This window comes from Streptomyces sp. NPDC012474, from assembly GCF_042955185.1.
Taxonomy (GTDB): Bacteria; Actinomycetota; Actinomycetes; order Streptomycetales; family Streptomycetaceae; genus Streptomyces; species Streptomyces cahuitamycinicus.
On sequence record NZ_JBIBEP010000027.1, the window covers coordinates 22,296 to 47,966 of the forward strand.

Consider the following 25,671-nt stretch of genomic DNA (forward strand, 5'->3'; position numbering starts at 1 on the left):
GCGGCACATACGGCCCGGCACGCCGCTCGGGACCCGAGGGCCCAACGCCTCGGGCTCCGGTGCGGCCGTCGAACGCCCGCGGCCGCAAGAGCGGCCTCATACCGCACTATGGGCCTATGAAAGAGCTGGCCGGGCGGCTGACCGCCCTCGATCCGGATGCCGGTGCGGCGGTCCGGGTCATCGCCTACTTCGACCGCCTGGCCGAGTCCAGGGCCGGGGTGGAGGCACTCGTACGCGGTGCCGCGGTCCTGGCCGGCTGCCCGGCCCGGCTGGTGGACCCCGAGCGGCGCGTACACGTCCGGGTGGAGGCCGACGGCACGCGGCATGACACCGGAACCCCGCCCGACCCGGCCTGGCCCTCGGCGGAATTGAGCCCGGGCGGCGCGGGGGTGCTGTGGCTGGAGCGGGGACGTGACGGAGCCGAGTCCGGGGGTCCCGCGCCGACGGGGCGGGACCCTCGCTACGGCGCGCCCGCGCCCGTCGCCCCCAGCGTCGTCGACGCCGTGATCCTCGAACGGGCCGCCGGTGTCCTCCGGCTGGTTCTCGACCGCACCCGTGGGCGGGCCCCCGCAGACGACCCGGCACTGGTCGAAACCCTCCTCGACGCCACGGCCCCCGAGCAGGCCCGCCTGCACGCCGCCCGCCGCCTCGGACTGGACCCCGCTGCCCCGGCCCGGGCCCTCGCCCCGCTGAACGGCCGGCCACGGGTGATACCCGCCGCCGCGGAGACCGCCCCGCTCGCGGGCCGAACGGCCGCGGAAGCCGGCGCCCGGCCGTGGACCGGCCCGACGAGCCCGGCAGCCGCTCCACTCCCCGCCACCGTGCGCGGCACGGCGAGCACCGACGCCACCGCCGCCCGGCCCGGGCGGGAGCGCGCGGGGGCCGCGACGCCCTCACGGACCGGCGAACCCTCACGGTCCGGTGAGCCCACCCGCCCGGCCCCCCGGTCGGCGCCGGGACTGCGCACCGGCTCGGGGACACCCACAGCCGAAGCCGGCCCCTCAGCCGAGCAGGCCGCTCGACGTCCCCGGACCGGGCCGACGGCCGAGCCCGCCTCCGCCGTCGCCGGTCCCCGGGCCGCTCCCCCGGGCCCCCGTCTCCCCGCCGGGCGTCTCGGTGTCGGACCCGCCGTCCCCGTGCTCGAGTTGCCCCGGTCCTGGGCCGAGGCCCGGACCGCGCTGCGGTTCACCGCCGAGGGCACGCCGCAGGACCCCGGGCCCCAGGTCGTGCACGCCGACGAGCTGGGCGGGATCGCCCTCCTCGCCGGTCTCGTCGCGCCGGGCTCCGAGCCGCCACCCGACGTCCGTGCCCTGGAGGCCGCCGCGGCGAACGCCTCCTGGCTGCCGGCCACCCTGCACGCGGTCGCGTCCACGGGGAGCCTGCGGGCGGCCGCCGCGGGGATCAACGTCCACCACTCCACACTCCAGGACCGCCTGACCCACGCCGAGCACCTTCTCGGCTGGCCGCTGCGCACCCCGCAGGGCCGGCTCCGGCTGCACCTGGCCCTGACGATGCGCCGGCTGACCCGGCCGTGAACGCCGCACACCCGACGTGATCCGGATCGCGCCGGTGGCCCGCCCGGCCGCCCGTTCCCTGCGGCAGACTGTCCGAGCGCCCTCCGTACACGATCCAGGAGCTTGAGGCATGAGCGTGCAGCGGTATCCCCTGGCCGGGGTCACGGTGGTCAGTCTGGAGCAGGCCGTGGCGGCGCCCTACGCCACCCGGCAGCTCGCCGACCTCGGCGCCCGGGTGATCAAGGTGGAGCGGCCGGGCGGCGGCGACTTCGCCCGCCGGTACGACACGACCGTGCACGGCCACTCCAGCTACTTCGTCTGGCTCAACCGCTCCAAGGAGTCCCTCACCCTCGACCTCAAGGACCCCCGAGGGCACGAGATCCTGCACGACCTCCTCGACGGCGCCGACGTCTTCGTGCAGAACCTCGCCCCGGGCGCCGCCGCCCGCCTCGGGCTGGACGCCGCCACCGTCACCGGCCGCCGACCGGGCCTGATCCCGTGCACGATCTCCGGCTACGGCACGACCGGCCCCTGGTCCGACCGCAAGGCCTACGACCTGCTCGTGCAGTGCCAGACCGGGCTGGTCTCGCTGACCGGCACCCCCGAGGGGACCGCCCGGACCGGGATCTCCGTCGCCGACATCGCCGCCGGCATGTACGCCTACAGCGGCGTCCTCACCGCCCTGTACACCCGCGCCACCACCGGCGAGGCGCACCCGGTGGAGGTGTCCCTGTTCGAGGCGCTCGCGGAGTGGATGGGGCAGCCCGCGTACTACACCCGGCACGGCGGTACGCAGCCCCCGCGGCTCGGCACGCAGCACGCCACCATCGCGCCGTACGGGACGTACACCGCCGCCGACGGCCAGGAGGTGCTGTTCTCCATCCAGAACGAGCGGGAATGGGCGGCCCTGTGCGCCGAGTTCCTCGGCCGCCCGGAGCTGGTGGACGATCCCCGGTTCGCCACCGGCTCCGACCGTGTCGCCCACCGCGAGGAGCTGAACGCCGTCGTCGCCGGGCGGTTCGCCCGCTCCGGCTCGGACGAGATCCTCAAGGACCTGGAGCGCATCGGCATCGCCTGCGCCGGGGTCAACGACGTCGCCGCCTTCCTGGACCACCCCGTGCTGGCCGCCCGTGGCCGCTGGAGCGAGGTCGAGGTGCCGGGCGCCACCGTGGAGGCACTGCTCCCGCCCGCCGACCTCGCGGGCCTGCCCGCCCGCATGGACCCCGTGCCGGCCGTGGGTGAGCACACCAATGCGATCCTCACCGAGCTGGGCCGCACCGCCGATGAGGTGGCGGCCCTCCGTGCGGACGGCGTCGTCTGACGGCAGGGCCCTCCCCGGCCCGCATGGCGTGACTCACCGGCCGCCCAGCTCGACTCACCGGCCGCCCAGCTCGACTCCCCGGCCGCCTAGCGCGACTCACCGGCCGGCCGGGCCTCCTCCTCGGCCGCCTGCTTGCGCGACGCGCGCAGGCTGGTGAACGTCGTCACCGCCAGGACCAGCACGATGAAGCCCAGCGAGAACGGGATGCCGATCTCGGGGACGTGGACGCCCGACTCGTGCAGGGCGTGCAGCACCAGCTTCACGCCGATGAAGCCGAGGATGATCGACAGGCCGTAGGAGAGGTGGACCAGCTTCTTCAGCAGGCCGCCGATGAGGAAGTACAGCTGGCGCAGGCCCATCAGGGCGAAGGCGTTCGCGGTGAACACGATGTACGGGTCCTGCGTCAGGCCGTAGATGGCCGGGATCGAGTCGAGGGCGAACAGCACGTCGGTGGAGCCGATCGCCAGCATCACGACCAGCATCGGAGTCATGATCCGCTTGCCGTTCTCGGTGATGAACAGCTTCGTGCCGTGGTAGCGGTCGGCCACGCCGAAGCGCTCCTCCGCCATCTTCAGCAGCTTGTTCTCCTGGTACTCCTCCTCGTGGTCCTGCTTGCGGGCGTCCTGCACCAGCTTCCAGGCGGTCCAGATCAGGAACGCGCCGAAGAGGTAGAACACCCAGGAGAAGGTGGAGATGATCGCCGCGCCCGCCGCGATGAAACCGGCCCGCAGCACCAGGGCCATCAGGACGCCGACCATCAGCACCCGCTGCTGGTACTGCGAGGGCACCGCGAACTTCCCCATGATCAGGACGAACACGAAGAGGTTGTCCACGCTCAGCGACTTCTCGGTGATGTACCCGGCGAAGAACTCGCCCGTGGGCCCGCTCCCACCGAAATACCACAGCCCCAGCCCGAACAGCACGGCCAGGACGATCCAGACCACCGTCCACGTCCCGGCTTCCCTGACGGACACGTCGTGCGGTTTGCGGCCGACGAAGAAGTCGACGGCGACGAGCACGCACAGGGCTGCCACGGTCAGCAGCCACACGGACAGCGAGACGTTCACTTGTTGCTCCTGATGCAGGTGTGGGGAAGGGACATCCTCGTCCGGCGTGGCTGATTTCCGCCACTCCCGCCAGGTGAACAGTTGGTCAAAGCTGCACGTGCAGCGCTTCCAGGACGTCCTGGTCCGTCAATTGCCCGAAGTCCTCGTACCAGAGGCCCACGGCCATGAACGCGGCCGGCCGGTGCAGGCAGATCACCTCGTCCGCCTCGGCGCTCATCAGGCCGGCCCCCTCCGGGGAGCAGACGGGCGCGGCCAGCAGCACGCGTGCGGGTGCCTGCCGGCGTACGAAGCGCAGTGCGGCGCGGGCCGTGGAGCCGGTCGCCAGTCCGTCGTCGACGACGATCACGGTTCGTCCGCGCAGGTCCGGGGCGGGCCGGCCCTGCCGGTACAGCCGCTCGCGGCGCCGCAGTTCGGCGCGCTCGCGCTCGATGACGCCGGTGAGGGCGGCCTCCTCGATGCCGAGGTGGCGCAGGGCGTCCTCGTCGAGGAGCGGCACCTCGTCCCCGGCCATCGCGCCGACGCCGAGTTCCTCCTGGTGAGGAGCCCCGATCTTGCGTACGACGAGCACGTCGAGCGGGGCGCCCAGCGCCTCGGCGACCTCGCGTGCCACGGCGACGCCGCCGCGGGGCAGAGCGAGGACGAGGGGATCGGGCAGGGCCCCCTCCCGCTGCCGGGCTCGCAGTGTTTCGGCCAGTTCCTCACCGGCCTGCCGACGATCACGGAACCGCATGACGGTCACCTCTGCTTCCCGCACGGAGAGGGGCTCCGGCCGGTCCGGCTTCCGCGTACCCCCGGGTCAGCCGGACGATGCGCGTCGAGCGGTCAGCGGCCCGGGGTCGTCCGTAGCTGCTCGTCGCACCACTGCCGGGCGGCTTCGGTGACCTCGTCGAGTGCGCCCGGTTCCTCGAACAGGTGGGTGGCGCCGGGCACCACGTGGAGGGCGGTCGGCGTGGGCAGCCGCCGGGCCGCCTCCTCGTTGAGCCGCAGCACGTGCGTGTCCCGGCCGCCCACGATCAGCAGTACCGGGGCCCGTACGGCGTCCAGGGCGTCACCCGCCAGGTCGGGCCGTCCGCCGCGCGAGACGACCGCACGGACCCGGCCCGGCCGTTGTGCGGCGGCGACCAGGGCCGCACCCGCGCCGGTGCTGGCGCCGAACAGGACGACGGGCAGGCCGGCGGTGCCGGGTTCCCGCGCCAGCCAGTCGAGGGCGGCCACCAGCCGGCGGCCCAGCAGGGAGATGTCGAAGCGGAGTTCGGCGGTGCGGGCGTCGAGCCGTTCCTCCTCCTCGGTGAGCAGGTCGATCAGCAGGGTGCCGAGCCCGGCGGTGCGCAGACCGGCGGCGACCTCGCGGTTGCGGGGGCTGTGCCGCGAGCTGCCGCTGCCGTGTGCGAACAGCACGACGGCGCGGGCGTCCGGCGGCACGGTCAGATCGCCGGTGAGGGCTGCGTGGCCCGCGGGCAGGGTGACCGTCCGGGAGATCATCGTCAGCCTCCTCTCCCCCGGTTCCCGTGGTACCCACACCGCGGTGGGCGTCCCATGGCGCGATCTGTGGGTTGCGTGTCGTTGACGCCGTACGGCGGGCCGGTGGAGCGTGAGGGGCGTGACCGATCGCCGTGTCGTCTTCGTCGTCTTCGATGATTTCCAGCCCCTCGACCTCACCGGACCGCACGAGGTGTTCCACAACGCGGGCGAGTACGCCTGCGACGTCGTGGCACCCCGGGCGGGGCCGGTCCGGTCGGCGAGCGGGCTGCTCGTGCACGCCGGGCACGGTGTCGCCGACCTCGATCCGGCCGGGACGGACACCCTCGTGGTGGTCGGCGGCCAGGGCGTCGACCGGGCCCGCGAGGACGCGGAGCTGGTCGCGTGGGTCGCCGCCGCCGCGGCCGGTGCCCGGCGGGTGGCCTCGGTGTGCAGCGGGGTGTTCCTGCTGGCCGCCGCGGGGGTGCTGGACGGGCGGCGGGTCACCACGCACTGGGCCCGCGAGGATCAGCTGGCCCGGGAGCATCCCGAGGTGCGGGTGGACTGCGACCCGATCTTCGTCCGGGACGGGCGGGTGTGGACGTCGGCCGGGGTGACGGCCGGGATGGATCTGGCGCTCGCCCTGGTGGAGGACGACCTGGGCCGGGACGTGGCGCACGAGGTGGCCCGCCGGCTGGTGCTGTTCCTGCGCCGTCCGGGCGGTCAGTCGCAGTTCAGTGTGGCTCTGTGGTCGCGGCAGCCGGCGACGGACCCGGTGCGGGCCGCGGTCACCGCGATCCACGCCGATCCGGGGGCCCGGCACGACATCGCCGGCCTCGCCGCGCACGCCGGGCTGAGCCCGCGTCATCTGCAGCGCCGCTTCACCGCCGAAATGGGCGCGCCGCCGGCGGCGTACGTCGAGCGGGTGCGCGTCGAGGCGGCGCAGCGCGCCCTCACGGACGGGGACGAGCCGGTCGAGGCCATCGCCCGTCGCTGCGGCTTCGCCACGGCCGAGACCTTGCGCCGCACGTTCCACCGCCGGCTCGGCGTCGCGCCGTCGGACTACCGCGCCCGGTTCCGCTCCACCGCGGAACCCCTTGAACCCCCGGCCCTCCGGGGCCCCTTGCCGGATTCCGCAGAGGAAGGACGAACCGCATGACGATCTACGGCCTGCTGGTCTTCGAGGACGCCGAGGAGCTCGACTTCGTGGGGCCCTGGGAGGTCTTCACCGTCTCGGCCCGGCTCCGGGAAGCCGGCGACACGGCGGTGCTGGTCTCCGAGCATCCGGGGCCGGTGCGTTGCAACAAGGGCCTGCGCGTCCTGCCCGACCACACCTTCGACGACCATCCGCCGCTGGACGTGCTGCATGTGCCGGGCGGGCGGGGCGCGCGTGAGGCCCAGCTGCACAATCCGGTGGTCACCGACTGGATCGGGAAGACGGCGGAACGGGCCGCGTGGGTCCACGGCGTGTGCACCGGCACGTTCCTGCTGCATGCCGCCGGACCCGCCCGGGGCCGCCGGGTGGCCACGCACTGGAGCCAGGAGGACACCCTGGAGACGCTGGGCGACGTGACGGTGGTCCGGGACGTCCGCTACGTCGTGGACGGGAACCTGGTCACCAGCCAGGGCGTCTCGGCCGGGATCGACAGTGCGTTGTGGCTGGTCGGGCGGTTGCACGGCCGGGAGCACGCGCGGGCCGTACGGCGATACATCCAGTACGACCCGGCGCCGCCGTACCTCGCGGACGAGCCCGTCTGATCCGCACGCGCGGTCGCCCCCGTCGGCGGGGACGGCACGTCCTGCGCGCGAGCCGCGCGGGACGTGGCCCGCGCGGCCGCATGGGAGAGCGCGCCTCGGGCAGGCGATGTTCATGGGCGGCGACACGGACGACGGCGGGCAAGGGCGGAAGCCGGGCGAGTTCGGGCACCGGGCGGTGCCGCATCCGGGTGACATCCGGATCGAGGCGTGGGCGGCGTGCAGAGAGCATTGTCTGGCGGAGGCCGTGCTGGCGATGGTGGAGTGTTTCGCCGACGTCTCCGGGGTGCGGCCCACCGCCGTGGACCGGGTGCGGCTGCCCGAGGCCAGCGACGACGACCTGCTCGCCTCGCTGCTGGACGAGGTCATCTTCCGGCTGGAGGTGTACGGGCAGATGCCCGTGGACGTGGAGGCGGACGAGGCCGACGGTGGCCTGGACGTACGGCTGGCCGTCACCGGCATCGCGGACGTGGAGATCACGGGGGCGGTCCCGGTGGCGGTGGCGTGGAACCGGCTGCGCATGGGCCCCGACCCGTACGGGTGGTCGTGTGCGGTGACGGTGGACGCCTGACCTTCCGTGGTCGTGTGAGGCGTGCGGACGTGGAAGGCCGGGGGGGGAGGTCAGCCCGCCCACGCCACCAGCCGTTCGCGGCTTTCCGGCTCCCGCAGCCGGGCCAGCGACTCCTTCTCCAGCTGGCGCACCCGCTCACGGGTCAGGCCGACGCGCCGGGCGACCTCGTCGAGTGTGCGGATGTGCCCGTCGTGCAGCCCGTAGCGCAGGCTGAGGATCATGGCCTCGCGGGGCGCGAGCGTGCCGACGGCCTCGCGGAGTTCCTCGGCGAGCGCCCGGAACTCGGCCACCTCCGGGGCCTGGAGCACCTCGGTGTCGGCGATGAGGTCGCCGACGACGGTCTCGCCCGACTCGTCCAACGGCGTGTCCAGGCTGACGGCGTCCCGCCCGACGTGGCGCAGCCAGCCGATCCTGTCCTCGGCGAGGCCGCTCTCCCGGGCCACCTCCCCGACGCTCGGCTCACGCCCCAGGTCGAGGCGCAACCGCCGCTCGACCTTGGCGGCCTTCTGCAGCTGCTCCACGACGTGCATCGGGAGCCGGACGGAGCGGGCGTGCGCCGCGAGGCCCCGCTCGATCGCCTGGCGGATCCACCAGGTCGCGTACGTGGAGAACTTGAAGCCCTTGGTGTGGTCGAACTTCTCCACGGCCCGGATCAAGCCCAGGTTTCCCTCCTGGATGACGTCCAGCAGGGGCAGACCGCGGTGGGCGTGCCGTTTCGCCATCGACACCACGAGCCGGAGGTTGGCCCGGACCATGTGGTCCTTGGCCGCCCGTCCGTCCCGGGCGGTCTCCTCCAGGTCCCCGCGCCCCCGTGCCGTGAGGTCGAGTTCCCCGGCGTCGGCCAGGTCCAGTCGCTCCCGTGCCCGCAGGCCGGTCTCCATCCGCCGGGCCAGCCGTACCTCGTCCTCCGCGGTGAGCAGCGGGGTCGCCGAGATCTGTGCGAGGTACTGGCCGAGGAGGTCCGGTTCCTCGTCGGGCTCGGGGATGCGCCTGCGCAGCCGGGCCGTGCGGGCCGGGGCGCGCCGGTCCTCGCGGACCTCCGCCGCGGGGTCTTCCGCCAGGGGAGACATCGTCGTGTTCCTCCCTCCCCCGCCTCGTTCCGGCTCGCCCCGGCGGGTACCCGGGGGAATCAGGCCGAATCGTGTGCCCCGGGGCCCTCGGGGGTACCCCGGGGCACATGACCGGCATCGAACTCAGCAGCAACGCGTTCAACGACCACTCCTTCATCGCGCGCCGGCACGCGTACGAGGGACCGAACGTCTCTCCGCCGCTGACCTGGAGCGGTGTGCCGGACGACGCGGCCGAACTGGTCCTGCTGTGCGAGGATCCCGACGCCCCGTCGGGCACCTTCGCACACTGGGTCGTGGTCGGCATCGACCCGCGCAGTGACGGCGTCGAGGCCGGGCAGAGCCCACCGGGCGGCACGGAACTCGTCAACGGCTACGGGCAGCACGGCTGGGGCGGCCCCCATCCGCCGCCGGGGGACGACGCCCACCACTACTTCTTCCGGCTCTACGCCCTGTCCGAGCCGTGCGTCCTGCCCGACACGCCGCGCGCGGACCAGGTGCACTAGGAGGTCGAGAAACACCGCCTCGCGGACGGGACGCTGGTGGGGCTGTACCAGCGCTGAGCCCTCACCCCGCCTCGCCCTCACTACAACGGTCGGTTGTGGAAGGAGGGCTGGACGGTTGTTTGCCCGGCCTGCGTGCTTCTCGCTTGGATGACTCCCGGACAACACCGGGTTGTCCGGGAGAGCGGGGAGTGCGCCGGGTATGGCGGGCAGACGGTCGCTGGGGCGGCGGTTCGGGTGGCTGTGGGGTGCGTACGCGGTCAGCACGGCCGGCACATGGCTCGCGTTCGACGCGTTCGCCCTGATCGCGGTCCTGGCCCTGGACGCCGGGCCGGCGCAGGTGTCGCTGCTGGCCGCGGTCGGACCGGCGGTCGGCGCGGCGGTGTCGGTGCCCCTCGGGCCGTGGGTGGAAGTCCGGCGCAAACGGCCGGTGATGATGGCGACGGACCTGGTCCGGTGCGTGGTGCTGCTGAGCATCCCCGTGGCGTTCGCGCTCGGCCGGCTGAGCTTCGGCCAGTTGCTGCTGGTGTCGGTGGCCGTCGCGGCGGCCGACATCACCTTCGGCGCGGCGGCCGGGGCGTTCCTGAAAGATCTCCTGCCACGGCAGGACCTGCTCGTGGCGAACGGGCGGTTCGAGGCGACGACCTGGACCGCCAGCATGGTCGGTCCGCCGCTGGGCGGGGCCGCGATCGGCCTGTTCGGTCCGGTGACGACGGTGGTGGCCGACGCGGTGAGTTATCTGCTCTCGGCTGCCGGCATCCGGGCGATCGGCGACGCCGAGCAGCGCCCGGCCCGACCGGAACCCGCGGTGACCCGGGCCCGCGACCTGCTGGAAGGCTGGCGCCACATCCTGGCCGATCCGGCACTTCGCCCGCTGTTCTTCAACACGCTCCTGGTCAACTCCCTGATCATGGCGGCGTCTCCGCCGCTGCTGATCCTGATGGTCGACGACCTGCACTTCGCTCCCTGGCAGTACGCCCTCGCCTTCGCGCTGCCCTGCACCGGCGGCCTGCTCGGCTCCCGGCTGGCCCCACGCCTCGTCGCCCGCCACGGCCGGCACCGGGTCCTGGTCACGGCGGGGGCCCTGCGGGCCTGCTGGCCGATCGGCCTGGTCTTCACCGGCCCCGGCACGCCCGGCCTGGCCCTGGTCATGCTGGTCGAGTTCGGCCTGATCACCTGCTGCGCGGTCTACAACCCGGTCCTCGCCACACACCGCCTCGACCGCACCCCCACGGGCCGGGTCACCCGCACCCTGTCCGCCTGGTCGGCCACCGGCAAGGCCACCACCGCGACGATGACCGCGCTGTGGGGCGTACTGGCCGCCCTGACCGGTCCCCGCACGGCCATCGCGCTGGCCGGAGCCCTGCTCCTCGTCACGCCGCTGCTGCTCCCCCGCCGGGACCACGCCACGGAGGCCGGCGGTGAACCGGCCTCCGTGGCAGTGCGATCGGACGGGGGCTGACCGGACCGGGGCCGGGTCAGACCGCCCCGGGCACGTCCTCGGTGACCCCGTTCAACTCGGAGGCCGGGTCCGTCCCGTAGGGGCGGGTGAGGATCTCCAGGCCGTGGCCCGCCGGGTCGAGGAAGTAGACGCCCCGGCCGCCGTCGTTGCGGTTGATGCGGCGGGGGTGGTTGCCGTGCGGGTCGGCCTGGATGGGGACGCGGGCCTTGACGAGACGTTCCAGGGCTTCGTCGAACTCGTCCTCGGAGACGAGGAACGCGTAGTGCTGCAGGGGGATGTCGGCGTCGATGGTGAGGAAGTCCAGCGTGACGCCGTTGGCGGTCGTCACGGGCAGGAACACGCCGGTCGGTGCCCCGACCTCCAGTCCCAGGATCTCCGCGAGGAAGTGAGCGGACTTCTCCCGGTCACGGGACAGGACGATGGTGTGATTGAACTCGACTGACACGGTTGAATGCCTCCACGGGCATCTCCACGGCGCCTCCATGCCTCACCCGGACGGTGACCGGCACGCGATGCCGCGCGGTGGATCGTAGACAGGGCCCGCCGCGGTCGTCGAGCGGTTTTCGGCCGTACTCGAGGCCGGGACGGCCCCGCCCGCCCCTGGTGTCCGGTCCTGACAGTTGTCAGGACCGTGTGGCCCGTGCTCCCCCTACGGTTCTGGAGACCATTCACCTTCGTCCTTCGGGGGACAGACACATGCAGCGACTGATCAGCCGTGCGGCCATGGGCCTCGCCGTGACCGCGCTCGCCGTCGGCGGCCTCGCGACCTCGGCGCAGGCGGCCCCGGCCGCCGCGGCCGGCAACGGCGACCCGACCCTCACCGACGTCTACATCTGGGCCACCGACGTCAACCTGCGCCAGCAGCCGACCACCGCGTCGCCGCGGCTCGCGGTCCGTTCGCAGTGGTGGGGGGACGCCCTCTGCCAGAAGCAGGGCCAGACCGTGCACGACCCGGCCGTGGGCACCAACAACTGGTGGACCGCCGTCATGGAGTTCTCGGGCAGCGACATCGCCTGGGTGAACAACCTGTACATCCGCGGCGGGCAGAAGATCGCGGGAGTCCCGGACTGCTGACGCACCGCCGCCTGAACGCGCCTGCTGCGGACCACCGCGAGATCGGTGGTCCGCCGCAAGCGTGTGGCGTGCCGGGCTCAGTACCAGGCGGTGTTCACCAGGTCGTGGCCGTCGCACGAGAGCAGGGCGCGCGAGACCCGGCCGTTGAGGTTGTTGCCCATCTGTGTGTAGGCGTAGTTGATGCCGGAGTCCACGGTCTCGGAGACCCAGCCGTCATTCCGGCCCGTGCTGTTGTTGGAACGCTGCAGTACGGCCGCACAGCCGGGCCGGGAGTTCTCGATCCGGGCGAACGAGCCGCACTTGTCGGAGTAGAAGTACTTCAGGGCCATGCCCTCGGCGTGCTGGGTGGGCCCGATCTGCCGGAACGTACCCGAGCAGAACGAGGTGGTGGGGTACTGCCCCTCCATGCCGTAGAGGCCGTAGTTGCCGCCCGAGAACGCCTGGGCCTGGGCGGCGGTCGGAAGGAGCGCCATCACCGCGGCGGCGCCCCCGGCGGCCAGCAGTGTCGTGAGTGATCGGCGGCTCATGAGCCCTCTTTCGTTTCGTTGCCGTGGGGTGGTCAGGTCGAGCACGGCGACCGGCTCCCCGGGCCGGCCGTCGCTCGCTGCCGTGACCGTACGGGGCGTCACCGCACCGCCGACACCTGACACCTATCAGGGTCGAAGCCTCAGGTCGCCCGCTCTGCCGCAGCCCTGACATCCGTCAGGAGCGCCCGTCCCGACGGGGCTCCTATCGTGGCGCCGCGGGCCGAGGTCCCGTCGGACAACCGGGCGATCCAGGAAGGGCAACCATGCGCATGCTCCTGCGCGGCGCCGCCGCGCTCGCGGCCGTCGTCACGGTCGCGTCACTCACGAGCGGTGCCGCGGCACAGCCCCGGACGGAAAGGGCGGCCGGGACCGTCCAGAGCTCAACAGCCGCCCTGATCCCGCCCGGTGTCACCGCCGGCGTCGCCGTCTTCGACCGCCAGACCGGCACGTTCACCGAACGGGTCGACGACAGCGCGCGGTTCCGGTCCGCATCGGTCGTCAAACTCCTGCTGGCGCTGGACTTCCTGTGGAATCGCGGGCCCGACTACGTCATCCCCGCGGCCGACCGCGCCCGGCTTGAGCCCATGCTGCGCGGCAGCGACGACGACGCCGCGAACCACTACTGGTCGACGTACGGCGGCCCGGCGATCATCGAGCGGATGCTCGACCGGCCCGAGGTCGGTCTGCGCGACACGGCGGCACCGCCCGCCGAGTACGCGGGCTTCTGGGGCTACACGGCCATGTCCGCCCGGGACACGGTGGCCGTCTACCGGTACATCCTGGAGAAGGCACCCGCGCCCGTTCGCACCTTCATCATGGACAACCTGCGCCGCTCCACCCGTTGCTCCGCCACCGACCAGTTCGACCAGCACTTCGGTGTCGCGGGGTCGTTCGACCGGCCCTGGGCGGTGAAGCAGGGCTGGTCCGGGAAGTACGCGAAGGGCACGTGCGGATCCCAGGCGACCTCCTCGGCGACGACCGCGCAGTCAGCCGCCGCTCCCGGTGCCGCCGCCGTGGACCTCACCCGCCCCGCACTGCACACCACCGGCACGGTGGGCGCGAACGACCGCACGATCGTGGCCGTGCTGACACTGCACGCGTCCGGCACGTCGTACGGCAAGGCGTACACCGACATCGGCCGGCTGACCCGCTCGCTGAACGTGCCGGGCGGGGTACGGCCCGCCGGTACCTGGTTCGGCACCTGGGGAGAGCTCGTCAACGTCCGCAAGGGACCTGCCACGGGCGACGAGCGGATCACCCGGCTCCCCGCCGGGGTCGAGGTGCTGGTGGGCTGCCAGACCCGGGGCGAGGTGGTCAGCGTGCCGCCCTACACCAACGACTGGTGGGCCTATCTGCCCCAGTACGGGGGCTACATCTCCAACATCTACATCAGCTCGCCGGACAACCGGCTGCCGAACGTCCCGGAGTGCGGCTCGCCGCGGCCGTGACGGGAACGGGGGACGAGCGGTGGGTGGGGCTGCGGCCCCGCCCACCGCTCGCGTCGATACGTCTCAGTCCTCGTACTCGGCGAGGTAGCGCAGCACCTTGTCCACGTGCGGCCGCACCCGCTCCGGCACGCCGCGCTCCTCGATGACCGCGCGGTCACTGGTGCGGTAGCCGGCCGCGACGAGCGCGGGAAGGTCCTTCTTCGGCAGACCCTCCTGCTTGAAGCGCTGGTCGAGCCAGCACACGTACAGGCTCATGGTGGAGATCGCGTCCGGCGGTGACATGTGGTCCTTGTCGCCGTCACCGTCCCCGTCGATCGCCCAGGCCCGGAACACCGACGGCGTCCACATGGCGATGCCGTACTCCTCGCTCTCCGGGCGGGAGGCCTTGGCGTCGAAGTTGCTCTCCGCCTTGATCAGCGCGGCAAGCAGGGCGGGCGTGATCTCCTCGTCGGTGCAGCGGTGGGCCGCGCGGGCGATGACGGGGCGCAGCGCCTCGGGTACGTCGGAGTCCTCAGGGATCTCACCGGCCGGCGGGCTGGGCGTGCCGGCGGCCGTGGGGGTGCCGCGGTCGCGTTCGTCGTCCCGGGTGAGGCCCCCTTCGCCTCCGCCGAGCAGGGCCGCCCCGGCCACCGCGGCGGCCGTCAGGACGACGAGCCCGGCCGCGACGGCGGGCACCCGTCTTCGGCGGCGGTGCGGACCGGCGGTGGCGGCCTCGACGCGGGCGGCGACGCTGCCGGCCGTGTGCGGCAGACGGGCGGCGTGGTCCGGGGCCAGGCAGTCGGCGATCAGCCGGCGCATGTCCTCGTCGAGGCCGGCGTCGAGCCGCAGGGGCGCGGTGCCGCGCGCGTAGGCCTGGGCGGCGAGCGAGCGGGCCCGGGCCGTCGCCCCCGGGAAGGGGTGGAGCCCGCCGGTGAGGACCTGGTGGGCGAGGACGCCGAAGGCCCAGATGTCGGCGGTGGGCCGGACGACGGCGCCCTGGGTGCCGGTGCGCTGGGACCACCACTCGGGCGGCAGGTGGTCGAGGGTGCCGAGCGGCGGCAGGTGGGCGTGGGTGCCGTCGAGTTCGGTGGCCAGGCCGAAGTCGGCCAGCCACACCCGGCCGCCCGGGCCCAGCAGCACGTTGGCGGGTTTGAGGTCACCGTGCACCCATCCGGCGTCGTGCATGTGGGCAAGTCCGGCGGCGACTCCGCGCAGCACGCGGCCGGAGTCGGCGATCGGCCCGCCCGTCCCGGCGGCGTCCAGTACGTCCTTCAGGCTGGCCTCGGCCCGGTCCATGACCAGCGCGATCGCGCCGTCCAGGGCGGGCAGTTCCGGTGCCTCGACGGTGCACACGGCGTGGGTGCGGACGAGGTGGGGATGGTCGGCCTCCGCGCTGAACCGGACCTCGCGCGCCACGAGTTCACCGAGCGCCGCGCGCTGCCCGGGCCCCAGGGCGCCGGTCGGGAGCACCTTCACCGCGACGGGCGTGCCGTCGGCGACCGTTCGGGCCTCGTACACGGTCCCCCAGCCGCCGGAGCCGATGACCGCGCCCACTTCCCAGCCCTCGATGCGGAAGCCCTCCGGGAGCCCGGGCGGGCGGGGCGCTTCCAGCTCGTCGTCCCGTTCCTCGGGCGTCGTCATGCCCGGGCCTCCTGCGAGTCGGAGAGGCGGCCCGCGCCGCGCGGCGGCAGCAGACCGAGGTGCTCCTCGCCGACGAGACCGAAGCGCAGGGCGACGGAGGCGAGCCGGGTGCGCTTGGCGCCGGTGCGGCCGCCGTCGGCCGCCGTCGTGGCTTCCTCGCCGAGGTCCAGGCGCAGTTTGGCGAAGGCCAGGTAGTCGATGTGGTAGTTGACCGCGGAGCGGGTCAGGTCCCGGCAGGACTCCAGGGGCCGCAGCCGCTCCACGATCTGGCCGACGCCGGGAAGCGCCGAGTCGGAGGGGTCGCGCAGGCGGGGTTCGCACAGGGCAACCAGGACGAGGAAGTACTTCGACGTCGGGTCCAGGGCGAAGGGGTGGACGGTCTGTTCGCCGCCGCCCGGCACGGACTGCTCGCCGAGATAGGCGTGCTGGGGTGCGAACACCTTGAACGTGGCGGTGCCGGACAGGGCGGGCAGCACCACACGGGAGAACTCGAAGGGCACGGGCGCCCCGAGGCGCCCGGGTGCGACGGTGAGGTACTCGCCCGCCCCCTCCAGGTTCTCCACCACGTACGACACGCTGCGGCTGAAGTTGGACAGCCTCCAGTAGTCACCCGCTGCTTCCAGTTGCCCGGCCCGGCGGGAGATTCCGGGGTCGGTGAGCACGATGCGCACTCCCGTCCCGCCGCGTCCGAAGTCCGCGATGTCCCCCGGTCCCAGGTGGATCAGTTCGGGACTGCCCGTCTCCCGCGCACCCCACTGTGTGGGACCGGGCAACTGCACGATGATCGTTTCCACGCGGACTCCCCCGCTGATGTCGCCCCCGATTTGGTCGCGAGGATTGTACGGTCGGCCTCCGCCCGCCGCGCAGCAGGCCGGGCCGCCTCAGGGGCGGTTTCCCGGCGGTGCGCGACGAGTTCGGAGACGGTCGTACGGGGCCTCGCGGTTCCGGTTCGGCGGGGCGGTCGCGCGCGGCCCCCGGTTACCGGTGGCCGCGTGCTCTCAGCCGAGGCAGATGACGAGCAGGCAGAGTTCCTTGGGCTTGGTGTCGGAGGGAGACGTCTCGGGCGGAGTGGTCGCCGCGGGCGGGGGTGTCGAGGGGGACTGCGGCTGCTGCGCTTCCGAGTCCCCGGACCCGGCGGCCGGCTCCGTCGTCGGCTCGGTGGCCTTGGACGCGGCGGAACCGGCGTCGCCGGTGGCCGTGTCGACGGTGTCCGTGACGGTCTTGCGCCGGGGCGGGGTCGTCAGCGGCAGTTCGCGGGGCGTGGCCGCCGCGTCCGTCCGCGGGGCGGCCGGCGTGGTGCGGGGGTCGGCGGCCCGGGACTGCTGGTGGCGCGACGCCCGGTCGGCGCCGGACGGCGTGGTGGGGGCGGACTCGGAGCGCGGGGCTTCGGCCTGCTTCGACGTCGGTTCGGTGTACGTCGGCGCCTCCCCCACGGAGCCGCCCATGGTCGTGTCCTGCGGCGTCGTGGCCGCCTGCACGCCGGGCTTCGCGTTCCCGTTCATCGCGGCGACGGTCAGACCGCCTCCGACGAGCGCGACCGCCGTCGCGACCACGGCCCGGCGCTGGTTCTTCTTCCAGCGGGCCATCTGGCGACGCCGGGCCGCCCGCCCCTGCGGCCGGGCCTCGAAACCCTCGGCCGAGTCGGTGTCCGGGGAGTCGTACGCGTCGGACGAGCCGGAGCCGGGGTCCTCCGGTGAACGCGCGGGGGTCTCGTCCCAGACGGTGCCGTCGTGCCAGGTGCCGGTGGCGGCCGGGTACTCCCAGGCGGCCGGTGCGCCCGGAGCCGTGGTGGGCACGAGGGCCGGGCCCGGCCGGCCGTCGACGGCACCGGGGTCGATGTCCGGGGCGTAGGCGCCGCACCCCGGGCAGACCAGGGCGCCGTTGAGGTGGCGACGGCACGACGAGCAGTAGTCCATGTGTGCTTTTCCCGATCTGGCTGTTCCGGCGGCTCGCCGGCCGCGGCCTGGTCACGTTCGCACGTGGGATCGAGCCGTAACGCTAACGAGACTTTGGAAGGGTGGTGTGCAGTCTGTGTGACACCCCTGCACAGATCCTCTGGATCTCACGTGTGCCACAAGTGACTCGCGAGTAAAAGGGACGCAGTCTGGGAACGCTGTGGCACCCGTGGTCCCGCCGAGCGCCCTCCGCTCGCACCGTCCCCCAACTCCCCTGATTTTCCTGCGAACTGACGCACAACCCTTTGCATGCCCCGCGGGTCACACCATGCAGGAGCAACCACCTCGAAGAGTTGCAAGGGGGAAATATGCGATTCACCCGTTCCGTTCTGGCTGCGTCCGCCGTGGCGGCACTGTCCGTGGGGACCATGACCGCCCTGGCGTCGCCGGCCTCGGCCGCGCCCAACACCACACCGCAGAAGGTCTGCGGGAGCGGCTACAAGACGGTCAACTCGGCGACCGTCGGCTCGTTGGGGACCGTCTACCTGACCTACAACGCCTCCAACGGCCAGAACTGCGTCGCGACCATCCGCAACAACCCGGGCAAGGCCGTGAACATGTCCGCCTGGATCTACGTCCCGGACACCGACGAGAGCCACTACGACGAGGGCCTGTTCACGTCGTACGCCGGACCGACGTACGCCTACGGCAAGGGCCACTGCGTCGACTGGGGTGGCAGCATCGCCAACACGTACGTGCAGGTGTACGGCTCCAACTGCGGTTCCCTGAAGGAACACCGGGTCACCTTCACCCGCTGAGCCCCCTCCAGCCGGGCCATCACCTACCCCTGCCGCAGGTCACGGGGAACCGTGGTGGCCCGGCCCCCTTCCCGGCAGCCGCTTCTCCAGGAAGCCGCTGTTCGCTCGGCCCGCCCGGGCTGGGCCACGCCGGAAGGGACACCGCCGCCGGGTGATGCGCCATCAAGCCAAAGTCGCGCCCGTCACCTTCCGGGATCGTCGCCTCGCCCCTATCGTCGTGCGCCCGTGTTACCGACGGTAAGGGGAAGCGATGAGCGGCACCACGCGCAGAAGATTCCTGGGCACCGCCGCGGCTGCCGGCGGGGTCGCCCTCGGAACGACTCAGCGGGCTTCGGCCGAAAACGGCGCGGCGGCGCCGACCGTGGCCGTACTGGGCGGCGGCGTCGCCGGGCTCACGGCCGCGCACGAACTCGCCGAGCGCGGCTTCGGGGTGACGGTCTACGAGCGCAAGGCACTGGGCGGCAAGGCCCGCAGCATGGACGTACCCGGCAGCGGCACGGGCGGTCGCCGCCCCCTGCCGGGGGAGCACGGCTTCCGCTTCATCCCCGGCATCTACCACAACCTGCCCGACACCATGCGGCGCATCCCGTTCCCCGGCAATCCGGGCGGTGTCCACGACAACCTCGTCGCCCCCAAGGAAATGCTCTTCGCCCGGTCGGGCGGCCGCGAGGACATCCGGATCCCGCTCCCCTGGCCCGGCAACACCCCGGCCGAACTCACCCCCGACGAGATCCGCCGCGCCTTCACCTCGGTCCTGGACACGGCCTTCAACCTCCCCCTCCACGAGGCCCTCTACTTCGCCAACCGCTTTCTGGTCTTCCTCACCAGCTGCGACGAGCGCCGCGACGACGTATGGGAGCGGACGCCGTGGTGGGATTTCGTACGGGCCGGACGGATGTCCTACGACTACCAGCGGATACTCGCCGTCGGCATCACCCGCAACATCGTGGCCACCAAGGCGGAGGAGGCCAGCACCCGTACGGTCGCCACCCTGCTGGAGGCCTTCGTCTTCAACCTCCTCGGGCGCGGCGCTGACGGACCACTGGACCGGATCCTCAACGCGCCCACCAACGAGGCCTGGATCGACCCCTGGGTGACGTACCTGGGATCACTGGGGGTCGAGTTCCGCGTCGGCTGGACCGTACGGGACCTGACCCTGGACGGGGGTGTGATCGCCGGGGCCGTCGTCGAGGACCCCCAGGGCGCGCGCCGGACCGTCACCGCCGACCACTACATCTCGGCGATGCCGGTCGAGCACGCCCGCCGCACATGGAACTCCGCCGTGCGCGCCGCAGACCCCCAACTGGCCGAGTGCGACAGGCTGGAGACGGACTGGATGACCGGCATCCAGTTCTATCTGACCGAACGCACGCCGATCCTGCACGGCCACCTCGACCTCATCGACTCCCCGTGGTCGCTGACCGCGATCGCCCAGGCCCAGCACTGGCCGGGCCACGACTTCCCGGCCGACTTCGGCGACGGGACGGTCGCGGACTGTCTGTCCGTGGACGTCTCCGAGTGGGACCGTCCGGGCATCCTGTACGGCAGGACGGCCAAGCAGTGCACCCGTACCGAAGTGGCCCGCGAGGTGTGGGCGCAGTTGAAGGCGTCGCTCAACGACAGCGGCCGTACGGTCCTCAAGGACTCCGTGCTGCACTCCTGGTTCCTCGATCCGGCCGTGGACGGACTCGGCACCCCGCACCCTGTCAACGAGGAGCAACTGCTCATCCATCCGGTGGGGACCTTCCACCACCGCCCGCGGTCGGCCACGAGGATCCCCAACCTCTTCCTGGCCGGTGACTACGTGGCCGTGCCCATCGATCTCGCGACCATGGAGGGCGCCAACTCCTCGGCCCGGCAGGCCGTCAACGCCCTGCTGGAACAGACCGGATCGACCGCCGAACGGTGCACCGTGACCCCCTTGTACCGGGCTCCCGAGCTGGAGGCACTCAAGCGGCACGACCGCACTCGGTACCGCCTCCGCCTGCCGAATGTCTTCGACGTCGGCTGAGTCCCGCTTCCCGCCGATGATGAACGCGCGGCCGACCGGGGAGGGGTGACTTGAAGGGTTCGGCGCCCGCGAGGAAGGACCTTGCCCTACTGTCTGGCCCGGGGGAAGCCGCGGGGCGACGCGTTCGGGGGAAGGGGGCCCTCCTTCATGGTGGGAGACGGCCGGCGTGTCGTGTTGCTGGAGTACGTCAGCATGTCCGGACGGCTCGCCGTGTTCGGTGTGCGGGCCGACTGGGACTGCCCGAAGGCGGCGCTGCTCGACGTGAGCCAAGAGGAACTCGCGCTGTTCGTCTCGGCCAACCTCGACTCGCACCGCAGCGTCCGGGACCTCGCCGAGATGCCCGAACTCCTGCACCAGTACGACGATGTCGTGCGCCCATTGGCCGAATGGAGCGAGCCGGGCGATATCGTCTGCCTCGTCCCCCATGGCGCCCTGCACCGTCTGCCCCTGCACGCGCTGCGCGTCGGCGGAGAGCATCTGATCGAGCGCAACCCGGTGGTCTACGCACCGAGCGTGACGGTGTTGCGCCACAGCCGGACCGGCCGCGAGCGTGCCGTACCCGACCGGCCGAGGACGATGGCGGTCTTCGGCGACTCGCGGCAGAACCTCCCGGACGCGGCGGCCGAAGCAGCCATGCTCGGCGACCGGTTCGGTGCCGAGGTGCGTCTCGGCGCGGCCGTCACCCGGGGGAACCTCCAGCGAGCCCTGGCCGACGCCGACCTGGTGCACATAGCGGGACACGCCGCCTTCGACCCACGGGATCCGCTGCGGTCCGGACTCGAACTGCACGGCAGCGACGTACTGACAGCGGGTGAGATCTTCGGCATGCCGCGCATGCGCGCCTCACTGGTCACGCTGAGCGGGTGCGAGACGGGGATCAGTCTCCATCACTCGGGCGACGAGTTGATCGGCCTCACCCGTGCGTTCCTTTACGCGCGGGCCTCGTCCCTGCTGGTGAGCCTGTGGTCCGTCGCAGACGACTCGACGGCGTTCTTCATGCGTCGGTTCTACGACCATCTGCTGAGCGGTCCGGGTTTCGCCAAGGCCGATGCGCTGAGGGCCGCCACGCTGGAGACGATGAGGGTGCCCGGCTGGGGCTCCCTCTACTGCTGGGCGCCGTTCACGCTGATCGGCGACTGGTGCTGACGGAAACGGGTGAGGAGCGACGCCATGACGACCGACGCGAGGTACCGGGCACTGTTCGACTCGGAATTGGAAGTCGACGAGGCGGACTTGAAGGCGATGGTGCGCCGCGGCGAGGTCGTCGTCGACGATCACGACGTGGCGTTGCTACGACACCGCAACCGGGTGGCGCTCGCCCTCGGACCGGTCGAGCGTGTGACAGACGCCCCTGCTTCTGAGCTGGGCCCGGGCGTCGCGCGCTGGGACATCTCCCTGCTGTGCGTACTTCATCCGAGCCCTGGCTGCGCTTTCCGCCGGGCCCGGCTGACGGTCGACCTGAGGCCCACGGCGTCCGCCGTCGTGCGGGACATGTCCCCGCGCGAGGTCCACGGCGACCAGCCGCTCGAGATCACCACCACGGTCGAGGCCGGCCTGAAGTTCGCCGTGATCCCCTCGGTGCTCGAAATCGACACCCGCCGTGAACGGGCCAGCACACGCAACGTCCACGAGCCCACGGTCGTCACGTCCGGCAGGGGATTCTCCCGGGCGTTCTGGGACTTCCGCTCAGGCGGCGGTCGTCTGCAACCGGACCGGGAACTGCGGCTCTTGGTGGACGCCCCGGACGGCGCACCCCTCCTGGCCCGGTTCAACCTCACGGCGACCGTCGCCGTCGACGGAGCCGCGCAGCTGATCCCCCTGCTGCGCAGACGCGCCGAGATCGACCAGACCTACCGGCTGGCCTGAGGAGCTCCCGTGAGTGCGATGCGCCACCTTCTTCTGGTCCTGGCCGGACTGCTCGTCCTGGCCTTCGCCGACGGCACGGGTTCGGCCCTGAGCGTGGCACTGGCCCTGACCGCGTGTGTCGCGGTGAACCGTTCGGCTGCGCTCTTCCGCGCGTCCCGCAACGCCGGCCCGATCATCACAACGCTCCTCGTGCTGAGCCTCGCTCTGAGTCTCGGCAGTGCCGTGGTCCTGTTCACGGCCCGGGGATGGATCGCGTCGCTCGGGTTCGTGGTGCTGCTCCTGGTGTACTTCGGCTCGGCCGAGCCGTCCGACGCCAGGGCGCGCCGACGTGCGGAGGCACTGCGCGGCGCTCTGCTGGAACTCGTCCGCGCACGTCTCGCGCGCACGGTCACGGAGGAACAACTGACGGCACGCACCGAGCGTCTCCTGGAAGAACAGCTGCGGGGGCCCGACTTCTACGGCGTTGCCGGACGTGAGGCACTCACGAGCTCTCAAGGTATGACAGGGGAAGAGCACCGGCGACTGCTGCAGGCTCTGCAGCGTCATCTGATCTCAGCCGAGCGGCGCCGTCCCCCGTCCCGGCTGCACCAAGCGGTGCGTCAGCGCCTGGACGCGGCCTGATGGCAAGGACACGCGGCGTGCGGAAGTGGCTCGGGGAGCGTCGGGTCGAAGGGGTGCTGCGGATCCTGGAGCGCTCACCCGACCGTGGTGCGGCTCTCGTCCGGCTGTCCTCCGGTGTCGACGACGATGTGCTGGCCGGCATGCTCGACCTCAGCCGGGCGGCCCAGAAGCGAGGAGACGACAACGAGTGCCTCGCCTGGGCGGAACTCGCCGTCGAGGCAAGCCTGCACGGCGGCACCCTGACGGGCCGGTCCGGGACCCTGCTCTGGCAGGCCCGCATGTACCTCGACCACCGGCCGAGCGGTCCCACCGACAGGATCCGCCGGCTCAAGTCGGCGCAACGCGGCATCGAGGAGGCCTTCGGCATTCTCGACGAGATCGGGACGCCCGAGGACAGGACGGTCGCGCTGAGCCTGCGCGCCCGGGCGCACGCCGCCTTCGCCAGGCGCCATGAGGCCTTCCAGGACAGCGTTTCGGCCACGGAGCTGGCCCTGCAGAGCGACGACGAGGATCTGCTCGCTCATGTCACCGATCATCTGAGCAGACACTACGGCCGGCTGCCCGACGATCCCGAACTCTCCGTTCCCAGGCAGCTCCTGGCCGTCGGTGAGCGAGTCCTGCTGCGGATCGGCGACGGCCCGCCGTCGGCGGGGTTGCACGACGCCCTCGGCGACGCCTACCGGCAACTGGACGACGAGCAGGCGGCACACGACCAGTGGAACGCCGCACGGCGCCTGTACGCGGCACAGGGCGATCAGGCCGGGGTCTTCGAGATGAACCTGCACCTCGTGGGACTCGCCGTCGAGGGGGAACGGTACGCGGAGGCGATCGTGGTCGGCGAACGCGTGCTCGCCGACCATCCTTCGGGGGTCAGGCCACAGAGACTCGCCCGGCTCCACCATATGTTGGGCGCGATGCACCGCGAACTGGGGCAGCCCGACGAGGCGTTGGACAGGTACGAGCAGGCCATCGCGCTGGCCGAGGCCGATCCGCAACCAGCGCCGGTCTCTGCGTACCGTCTGGACGCGGCGCTCTACGCGATCGACATCGCACGCCCCGCCGCGGCCCTCCCACATCTGGAGAAGGCCTACCGTTCGTCGTCCGGTCCCGTGTCCTGGCTCGCCGCCCTGACCCTCACGGAACTGCACATCGTCCACTCCGGCGACATGGCGTCGGCCAAGGCGTTCGCGGAGCGGGCGCTCGCCGGGGCGGTCCTCGACACGCACACCGGCTCCACCGAGGTGATGAAGCATCCCGCCGTGCGCGCCTGCTCGCTGCACCGAGCCGGCGTTGCCGCATTCAGTGCCGGTGATATCGAGACGGCCTACCGGCGGTTCCACGACCTGGTGCCGCTGCTGACCGAGGATACGACGCCACCGCTCATCGAACTCACCTCGACGTACGCGCATCCCGTCGTTCCCCCCTCGCTCGCCGACGGCATCTGGTGGGCGTATCTGACCAGCCGGCAGACGGGGAGGGAGCAGGAATCACGGGCTCACCTCGCCCGCTACTCGGAGGTGCTCGACACCGGCACGGCCGCGTTCCACGGCTTCGCGCTGGTGAGGACGGATCCGGAACGTGCACTGGATCAGCTCCGCGCCACCCTCGACACCTTGTCGTCGTTCACGCCGTCGCCCGGCTCCCTGACAGGCCTCGTCCACTCCGCCATCGGGACGTGCCATCTGCGACTCGGAAGGCTTCCCGAGGCCGGAGCCGCGTATGAGACGGCTCTGGCCACGGTGAACGGTCCGGGCGACCACTGGGAGGTGGAGGCGTCGGCCCGGCACGGCCTGGCGGCCGTCGCCGAGTCGAGCGGAGACCTCATCCGGGCGGAGCAGCATCTGGCCCGGGTCGTGGAGCTGATGGAGAGGTCCCGTGGTTCCCTCACCTGGGTCGAAGAGCGCATTGGATTCCTGGCTGGCCGGCTCGACGCGTACGAGCGGCTGATCCTCCTGCGCGTCCGTCTCGGTCGGACGTCCGAGGCCTACGGGACGATCCAGCTCGTCAAGTCCCGGACTCTCGGCGAACTGCTCACCGGTGACGAACACCGGCCCATCGATCACGCCCTGGAGACCGAGGTCTCCGCTCTGCGCAGGGAGCAGGACGATTGGCTGAGCACGCATGTGGCCCGCCCGGCCGACCCTTCGAGTGAAGCCTTGCTGAGCATGCTCCAGCCCGAACAGCGCCGCAGGGACCGGCAGCGCGCCGCTGAGGACTCGCGCAGACAGCGCAAACTGTTCACCGGTCTGCCCGCTCCCGAACGTCCTATGTCGTTCGCCGAAGTCCGGGCACTTCTCACCTGACGGCCGGACGGCGAGCGGTTCCCTCGGTACCTGCCATCGCCGCGCCACCTGGGCGGCCAGGTCTCCGAGAACGCCAACCGCTCGGCGCTGGCAGCAGCTCGAGGCATGTTCCTGGCGGTTCGGCGGGGCAGGAGCCCGGCGACGGCCACTGTGGTGGCGGGCACTGGCGGGCACAGATTGTGAATCCGGCGGGTTACCCGGGGCCGTGGTGGAGCAGGCCCAGGGTGAGGGCGGCCACCGCGGTGGCCAGGAACGCGATCCCGCCTACGATGTCGCGGGAGCCCACCCGCAGGTGGGCGATGATCGCGCCGATGAAGTACAGCACGAGGCCGGAGGCGGCGAGAGTTCCCAGTAGTGGCACGGCGAGCCCGGCCAGCAGCCCCACCGTGCCCGCTGCCAGCAACGTGCCCAGCGCCGGTACATACTTCCGAGGTATGCCCTTCATGTCCGCCTGGGTCTTGGGGTATTCATGGCCGATCAGGTACGTGACGGCGGCGGCACCGTTGAAGACGGCGCCGAGAATGGTGACCGTGACGAAGGCGACTGACACGTTGTCTCCGCTCTGTGGGGACGATGTTGCTGGGCGCCCCGTTGTGGGATGCCGTCCTCTTGATGACAAGCCGGCGACTCGATTCGTGACATCGGTCGGCCGCCGGGGGCGGTGGTCGGCGCGGTGATGGCCGTCGGTGCCTCCGCCCGGTCCTGCCGCTTCCGCCGCAGCACCCGGTCGGTTCTCCGGGGTCCGGCGCGCGGTGGCCGCACGCACGGCG

25 protein-coding genes are annotated in these 25,671 nt (G+C 72.3%); 15 read left to right on the plus strand and 10 right to left on the minus strand.

Annotated elements, in window-relative coordinates:
- Positions 1–116 precede the first annotated feature (116 nt).
- Both ACFY9S_RS37400 and ACFY9S_RS37405 read left to right on the plus strand, forming a co-directional pair.
- Entirely contained in the window at positions 117–1,535 is a 1,419-nt protein-coding gene (locus tag ACFY9S_RS37400) for a helix-turn-helix domain-containing protein (RefSeq protein ID WP_391138007.1), read from the plus strand.
- Between the two features lie 109 nt (positions 1,536–1,644).
- Complete coding sequence (locus ACFY9S_RS37405) at positions 1,645–2,835, plus strand: CoA transferase (protein WP_391138010.1); 1,191 nt, start codon at positions 1,645–1,647, stop codon at positions 2,833–2,835.
- A gap of 86 nt (positions 2,836–2,921) precedes the next feature.
- Here ACFY9S_RS37405 and ACFY9S_RS37410 read toward each other — a convergent pair whose 3' ends face one another.
- The 3 genes from ACFY9S_RS37410 to ACFY9S_RS37420 form a co-directional block, all read right to left on the minus strand.
- Positions 2,922–3,902 (minus strand): TerC/Alx family metal homeostasis membrane protein, encoded by a 981-nt coding sequence (locus ACFY9S_RS37410; protein WP_391138012.1) that lies wholly within the window; start codon positions 3,900–3,902, stop codon positions 2,922–2,924.
- 85 nt (positions 3,903–3,987) lie between these two features.
- A complete protein-coding gene (locus ACFY9S_RS37415; RefSeq protein ID WP_391138015.1) occupies positions 3,988–4,632 on the minus strand; it encodes a phosphoribosyltransferase family protein in 645 nt (214 codons plus the stop codon).
- Positions 4,633–4,724: 92 nt separating this feature from the next.
- Positions 4,725–5,384, minus strand: coding sequence for an alpha/beta family hydrolase (locus ACFY9S_RS37420; RefSeq protein ID WP_391138018.1), 660 nt, complete (start codon positions 5,382–5,384; stop codon positions 4,725–4,727).
- A gap of 118 nt (positions 5,385–5,502) precedes the next feature.
- Between ACFY9S_RS37420 and ACFY9S_RS37425 the strand changes: the two genes are divergently transcribed.
- The 3 genes from ACFY9S_RS37425 (at position 5,503) to ACFY9S_RS37435 (ending at position 7,686) form a co-directional block, all read left to right on the plus strand.
- Entirely contained in the window at positions 5,503–6,519 is a 1,017-nt protein-coding gene (locus tag ACFY9S_RS37425; RefSeq protein ID WP_391138021.1) for a DJ-1/PfpI family protein, read from the plus strand.
- On the plus strand, positions 6,516–7,118 hold the full coding sequence (locus ACFY9S_RS37430) for a DJ-1/PfpI family protein (protein ID WP_391138024.1): 603 nt from the start codon (positions 6,516–6,518) through the stop codon (positions 7,116–7,118). The genes ACFY9S_RS37425 and ACFY9S_RS37430 overlap by 4 nt, the downstream gene beginning before the upstream one ends.
- Positions 7,119–7,230: 112 nt before the next feature.
- The gene (locus ACFY9S_RS37435; protein WP_391138027.1) at positions 7,231–7,686 is read left to right on the plus strand and encodes an archease; all 456 of its coding nucleotides are present in this window, start codon (positions 7,231–7,233) and stop codon (positions 7,684–7,686) included.
- Positions 7,687–7,736: 50 nt separating this feature from the next.
- On the opposite strand, the gene ACFY9S_RS37440 is transcribed toward ACFY9S_RS37435, so the two are convergent.
- Positions 7,737–8,756, minus strand: a complete 1,020-nt coding sequence (locus ACFY9S_RS37440; protein WP_391138030.1) for a sigma-70 family RNA polymerase sigma factor — start codon at positions 8,754–8,756, stop codon at positions 7,737–7,739.
- 107 nt (positions 8,757–8,863) lie between these two features.
- Between ACFY9S_RS37440 and ACFY9S_RS37445 the strand changes: the two genes are divergently transcribed.
- Together ACFY9S_RS37445 and ACFY9S_RS37450 are read left to right on the plus strand one after the other, a co-directional pair.
- A complete protein-coding gene (locus ACFY9S_RS37445) occupies positions 8,864–9,259 on the plus strand; it encodes a YbhB/YbcL family Raf kinase inhibitor-like protein (protein WP_391138033.1) in 396 nt (131 codons plus the stop codon).
- A 199-nt stretch (positions 9,260–9,458) separates the two neighbouring features.
- Entirely contained in the window at positions 9,459–10,718 is a 1,260-nt protein-coding gene (locus ACFY9S_RS37450; protein WP_391138036.1) for an MFS transporter, read from the plus strand.
- A 16-nt stretch (positions 10,719–10,734) separates the two neighbouring features.
- Here the strand turns inward: ACFY9S_RS37450 and ACFY9S_RS37455 are convergent, their stop codons facing one another.
- Positions 10,735–11,163, minus strand: a complete 429-nt coding sequence (locus tag ACFY9S_RS37455; RefSeq protein ID WP_391138039.1) for a VOC family protein — start codon at positions 11,161–11,163, stop codon at positions 10,735–10,737.
- Between the two features lie 251 nt (positions 11,164–11,414).
- Between ACFY9S_RS37455 and ACFY9S_RS37460 the strand changes: the two genes are divergently transcribed.
- Positions 11,415–11,792, plus strand: coding sequence for a peptidase M23 (locus tag ACFY9S_RS37460; protein WP_391138042.1), 378 nt, complete (start codon positions 11,415–11,417; stop codon positions 11,790–11,792).
- A gap of 77 nt (positions 11,793–11,869) precedes the next feature.
- Here the strand turns inward: ACFY9S_RS37460 and ACFY9S_RS37465 are convergent, their stop codons facing one another.
- The gene (locus ACFY9S_RS37465; RefSeq protein ID WP_391138045.1) at positions 11,870–12,319 is read right to left on the minus strand and encodes a hypothetical protein; all 450 of its coding nucleotides are present in this window, start codon (positions 12,317–12,319) and stop codon (positions 11,870–11,872) included.
- Positions 12,320–12,582: 263 nt separating this feature from the next.
- Between ACFY9S_RS37465 and ACFY9S_RS37470 the strand changes: the two genes are divergently transcribed.
- Entirely contained in the window at positions 12,583–13,767 is a 1,185-nt protein-coding gene (locus ACFY9S_RS37470) for a hypothetical protein (RefSeq protein WP_391138048.1), read from the plus strand.
- 63 nt (positions 13,768–13,830) lie between these two features.
- Here the strand turns inward: ACFY9S_RS37470 and ACFY9S_RS37475 are convergent, their stop codons facing one another.
- From ACFY9S_RS37475 to ACFY9S_RS37485, 3 genes are all read right to left on the minus strand, one after another.
- Positions 13,831–15,387: a protein kinase gene (locus ACFY9S_RS37475; protein ID WP_391138051.1), complete on the minus strand. Its 1,557-nt coding sequence runs from the start codon at positions 15,385–15,387 to the stop codon at positions 13,831–13,833.
- On the minus strand, positions 15,384–16,181 hold the full coding sequence (locus ACFY9S_RS37480; RefSeq protein ID WP_391138054.1) for a serine/threonine protein kinase: 798 nt from the start codon (positions 16,179–16,181) through the stop codon (positions 15,384–15,386). The genes ACFY9S_RS37475 and ACFY9S_RS37480 overlap by 4 nt, the downstream gene beginning before the upstream one ends.
- Before the next feature lie 204 nt (positions 16,182–16,385).
- Complete coding sequence (locus ACFY9S_RS37485; protein ID WP_391138057.1) at positions 16,386–17,303, minus strand: hypothetical protein; 918 nt, start codon at positions 17,301–17,303, stop codon at positions 16,386–16,388.
- Between the two features lie 347 nt (positions 17,304–17,650).
- Between ACFY9S_RS37485 and ACFY9S_RS37490 the strand changes: the two genes are divergently transcribed.
- From ACFY9S_RS37490 to ACFY9S_RS37515, 6 genes are all read left to right on the plus strand, one after another.
- Positions 17,651–18,100 (plus strand): spore-associated protein, encoded by a 450-nt coding sequence (locus tag ACFY9S_RS37490; RefSeq protein WP_391138058.1) that lies wholly within the window; start codon positions 17,651–17,653, stop codon positions 18,098–18,100.
- Between the two features lie 250 nt (positions 18,101–18,350).
- Positions 18,351–20,111, plus strand: coding sequence for an FAD-dependent oxidoreductase (locus ACFY9S_RS37495; RefSeq protein ID WP_391138061.1), 1,761 nt, complete (start codon positions 18,351–18,353; stop codon positions 20,109–20,111).
- A gap of 147 nt (positions 20,112–20,258) precedes the next feature.
- Positions 20,259–21,257, plus strand: a complete 999-nt coding sequence (locus tag ACFY9S_RS37500; RefSeq protein ID WP_391138062.1) for a CHAT domain-containing protein — start codon at positions 20,259–20,261, stop codon at positions 21,255–21,257.
- 24 nt (positions 21,258–21,281) lie between these two features.
- Positions 21,282–21,977, plus strand: a complete 696-nt coding sequence (locus ACFY9S_RS37505) for a hypothetical protein (RefSeq protein ID WP_391138064.1) — start codon at positions 21,282–21,284, stop codon at positions 21,975–21,977.
- Between the two features lie 9 nt (positions 21,978–21,986).
- Complete coding sequence (locus ACFY9S_RS37510; protein ID WP_391138067.1) at positions 21,987–22,598, plus strand: hypothetical protein; 612 nt, start codon at positions 21,987–21,989, stop codon at positions 22,596–22,598.
- 17 nt (positions 22,599–22,615) lie between these two features.
- Positions 22,616–24,901: a tetratricopeptide repeat protein gene (locus tag ACFY9S_RS37515; RefSeq protein WP_391138070.1), complete on the plus strand. Its 2,286-nt coding sequence runs from the start codon at positions 22,616–22,618 to the stop codon at positions 24,899–24,901.
- Positions 24,902–25,094: 193 nt separating this feature from the next.
- On the opposite strand, the gene ACFY9S_RS37520 is transcribed toward ACFY9S_RS37515, so the two are convergent.
- Positions 25,095–25,451, minus strand: coding sequence for a DoxX family protein (locus ACFY9S_RS37520; protein ID WP_391138072.1), 357 nt, complete (start codon positions 25,449–25,451; stop codon positions 25,095–25,097).
- Between the last annotated feature and the right edge of the window lie 220 nt (positions 25,452–25,671).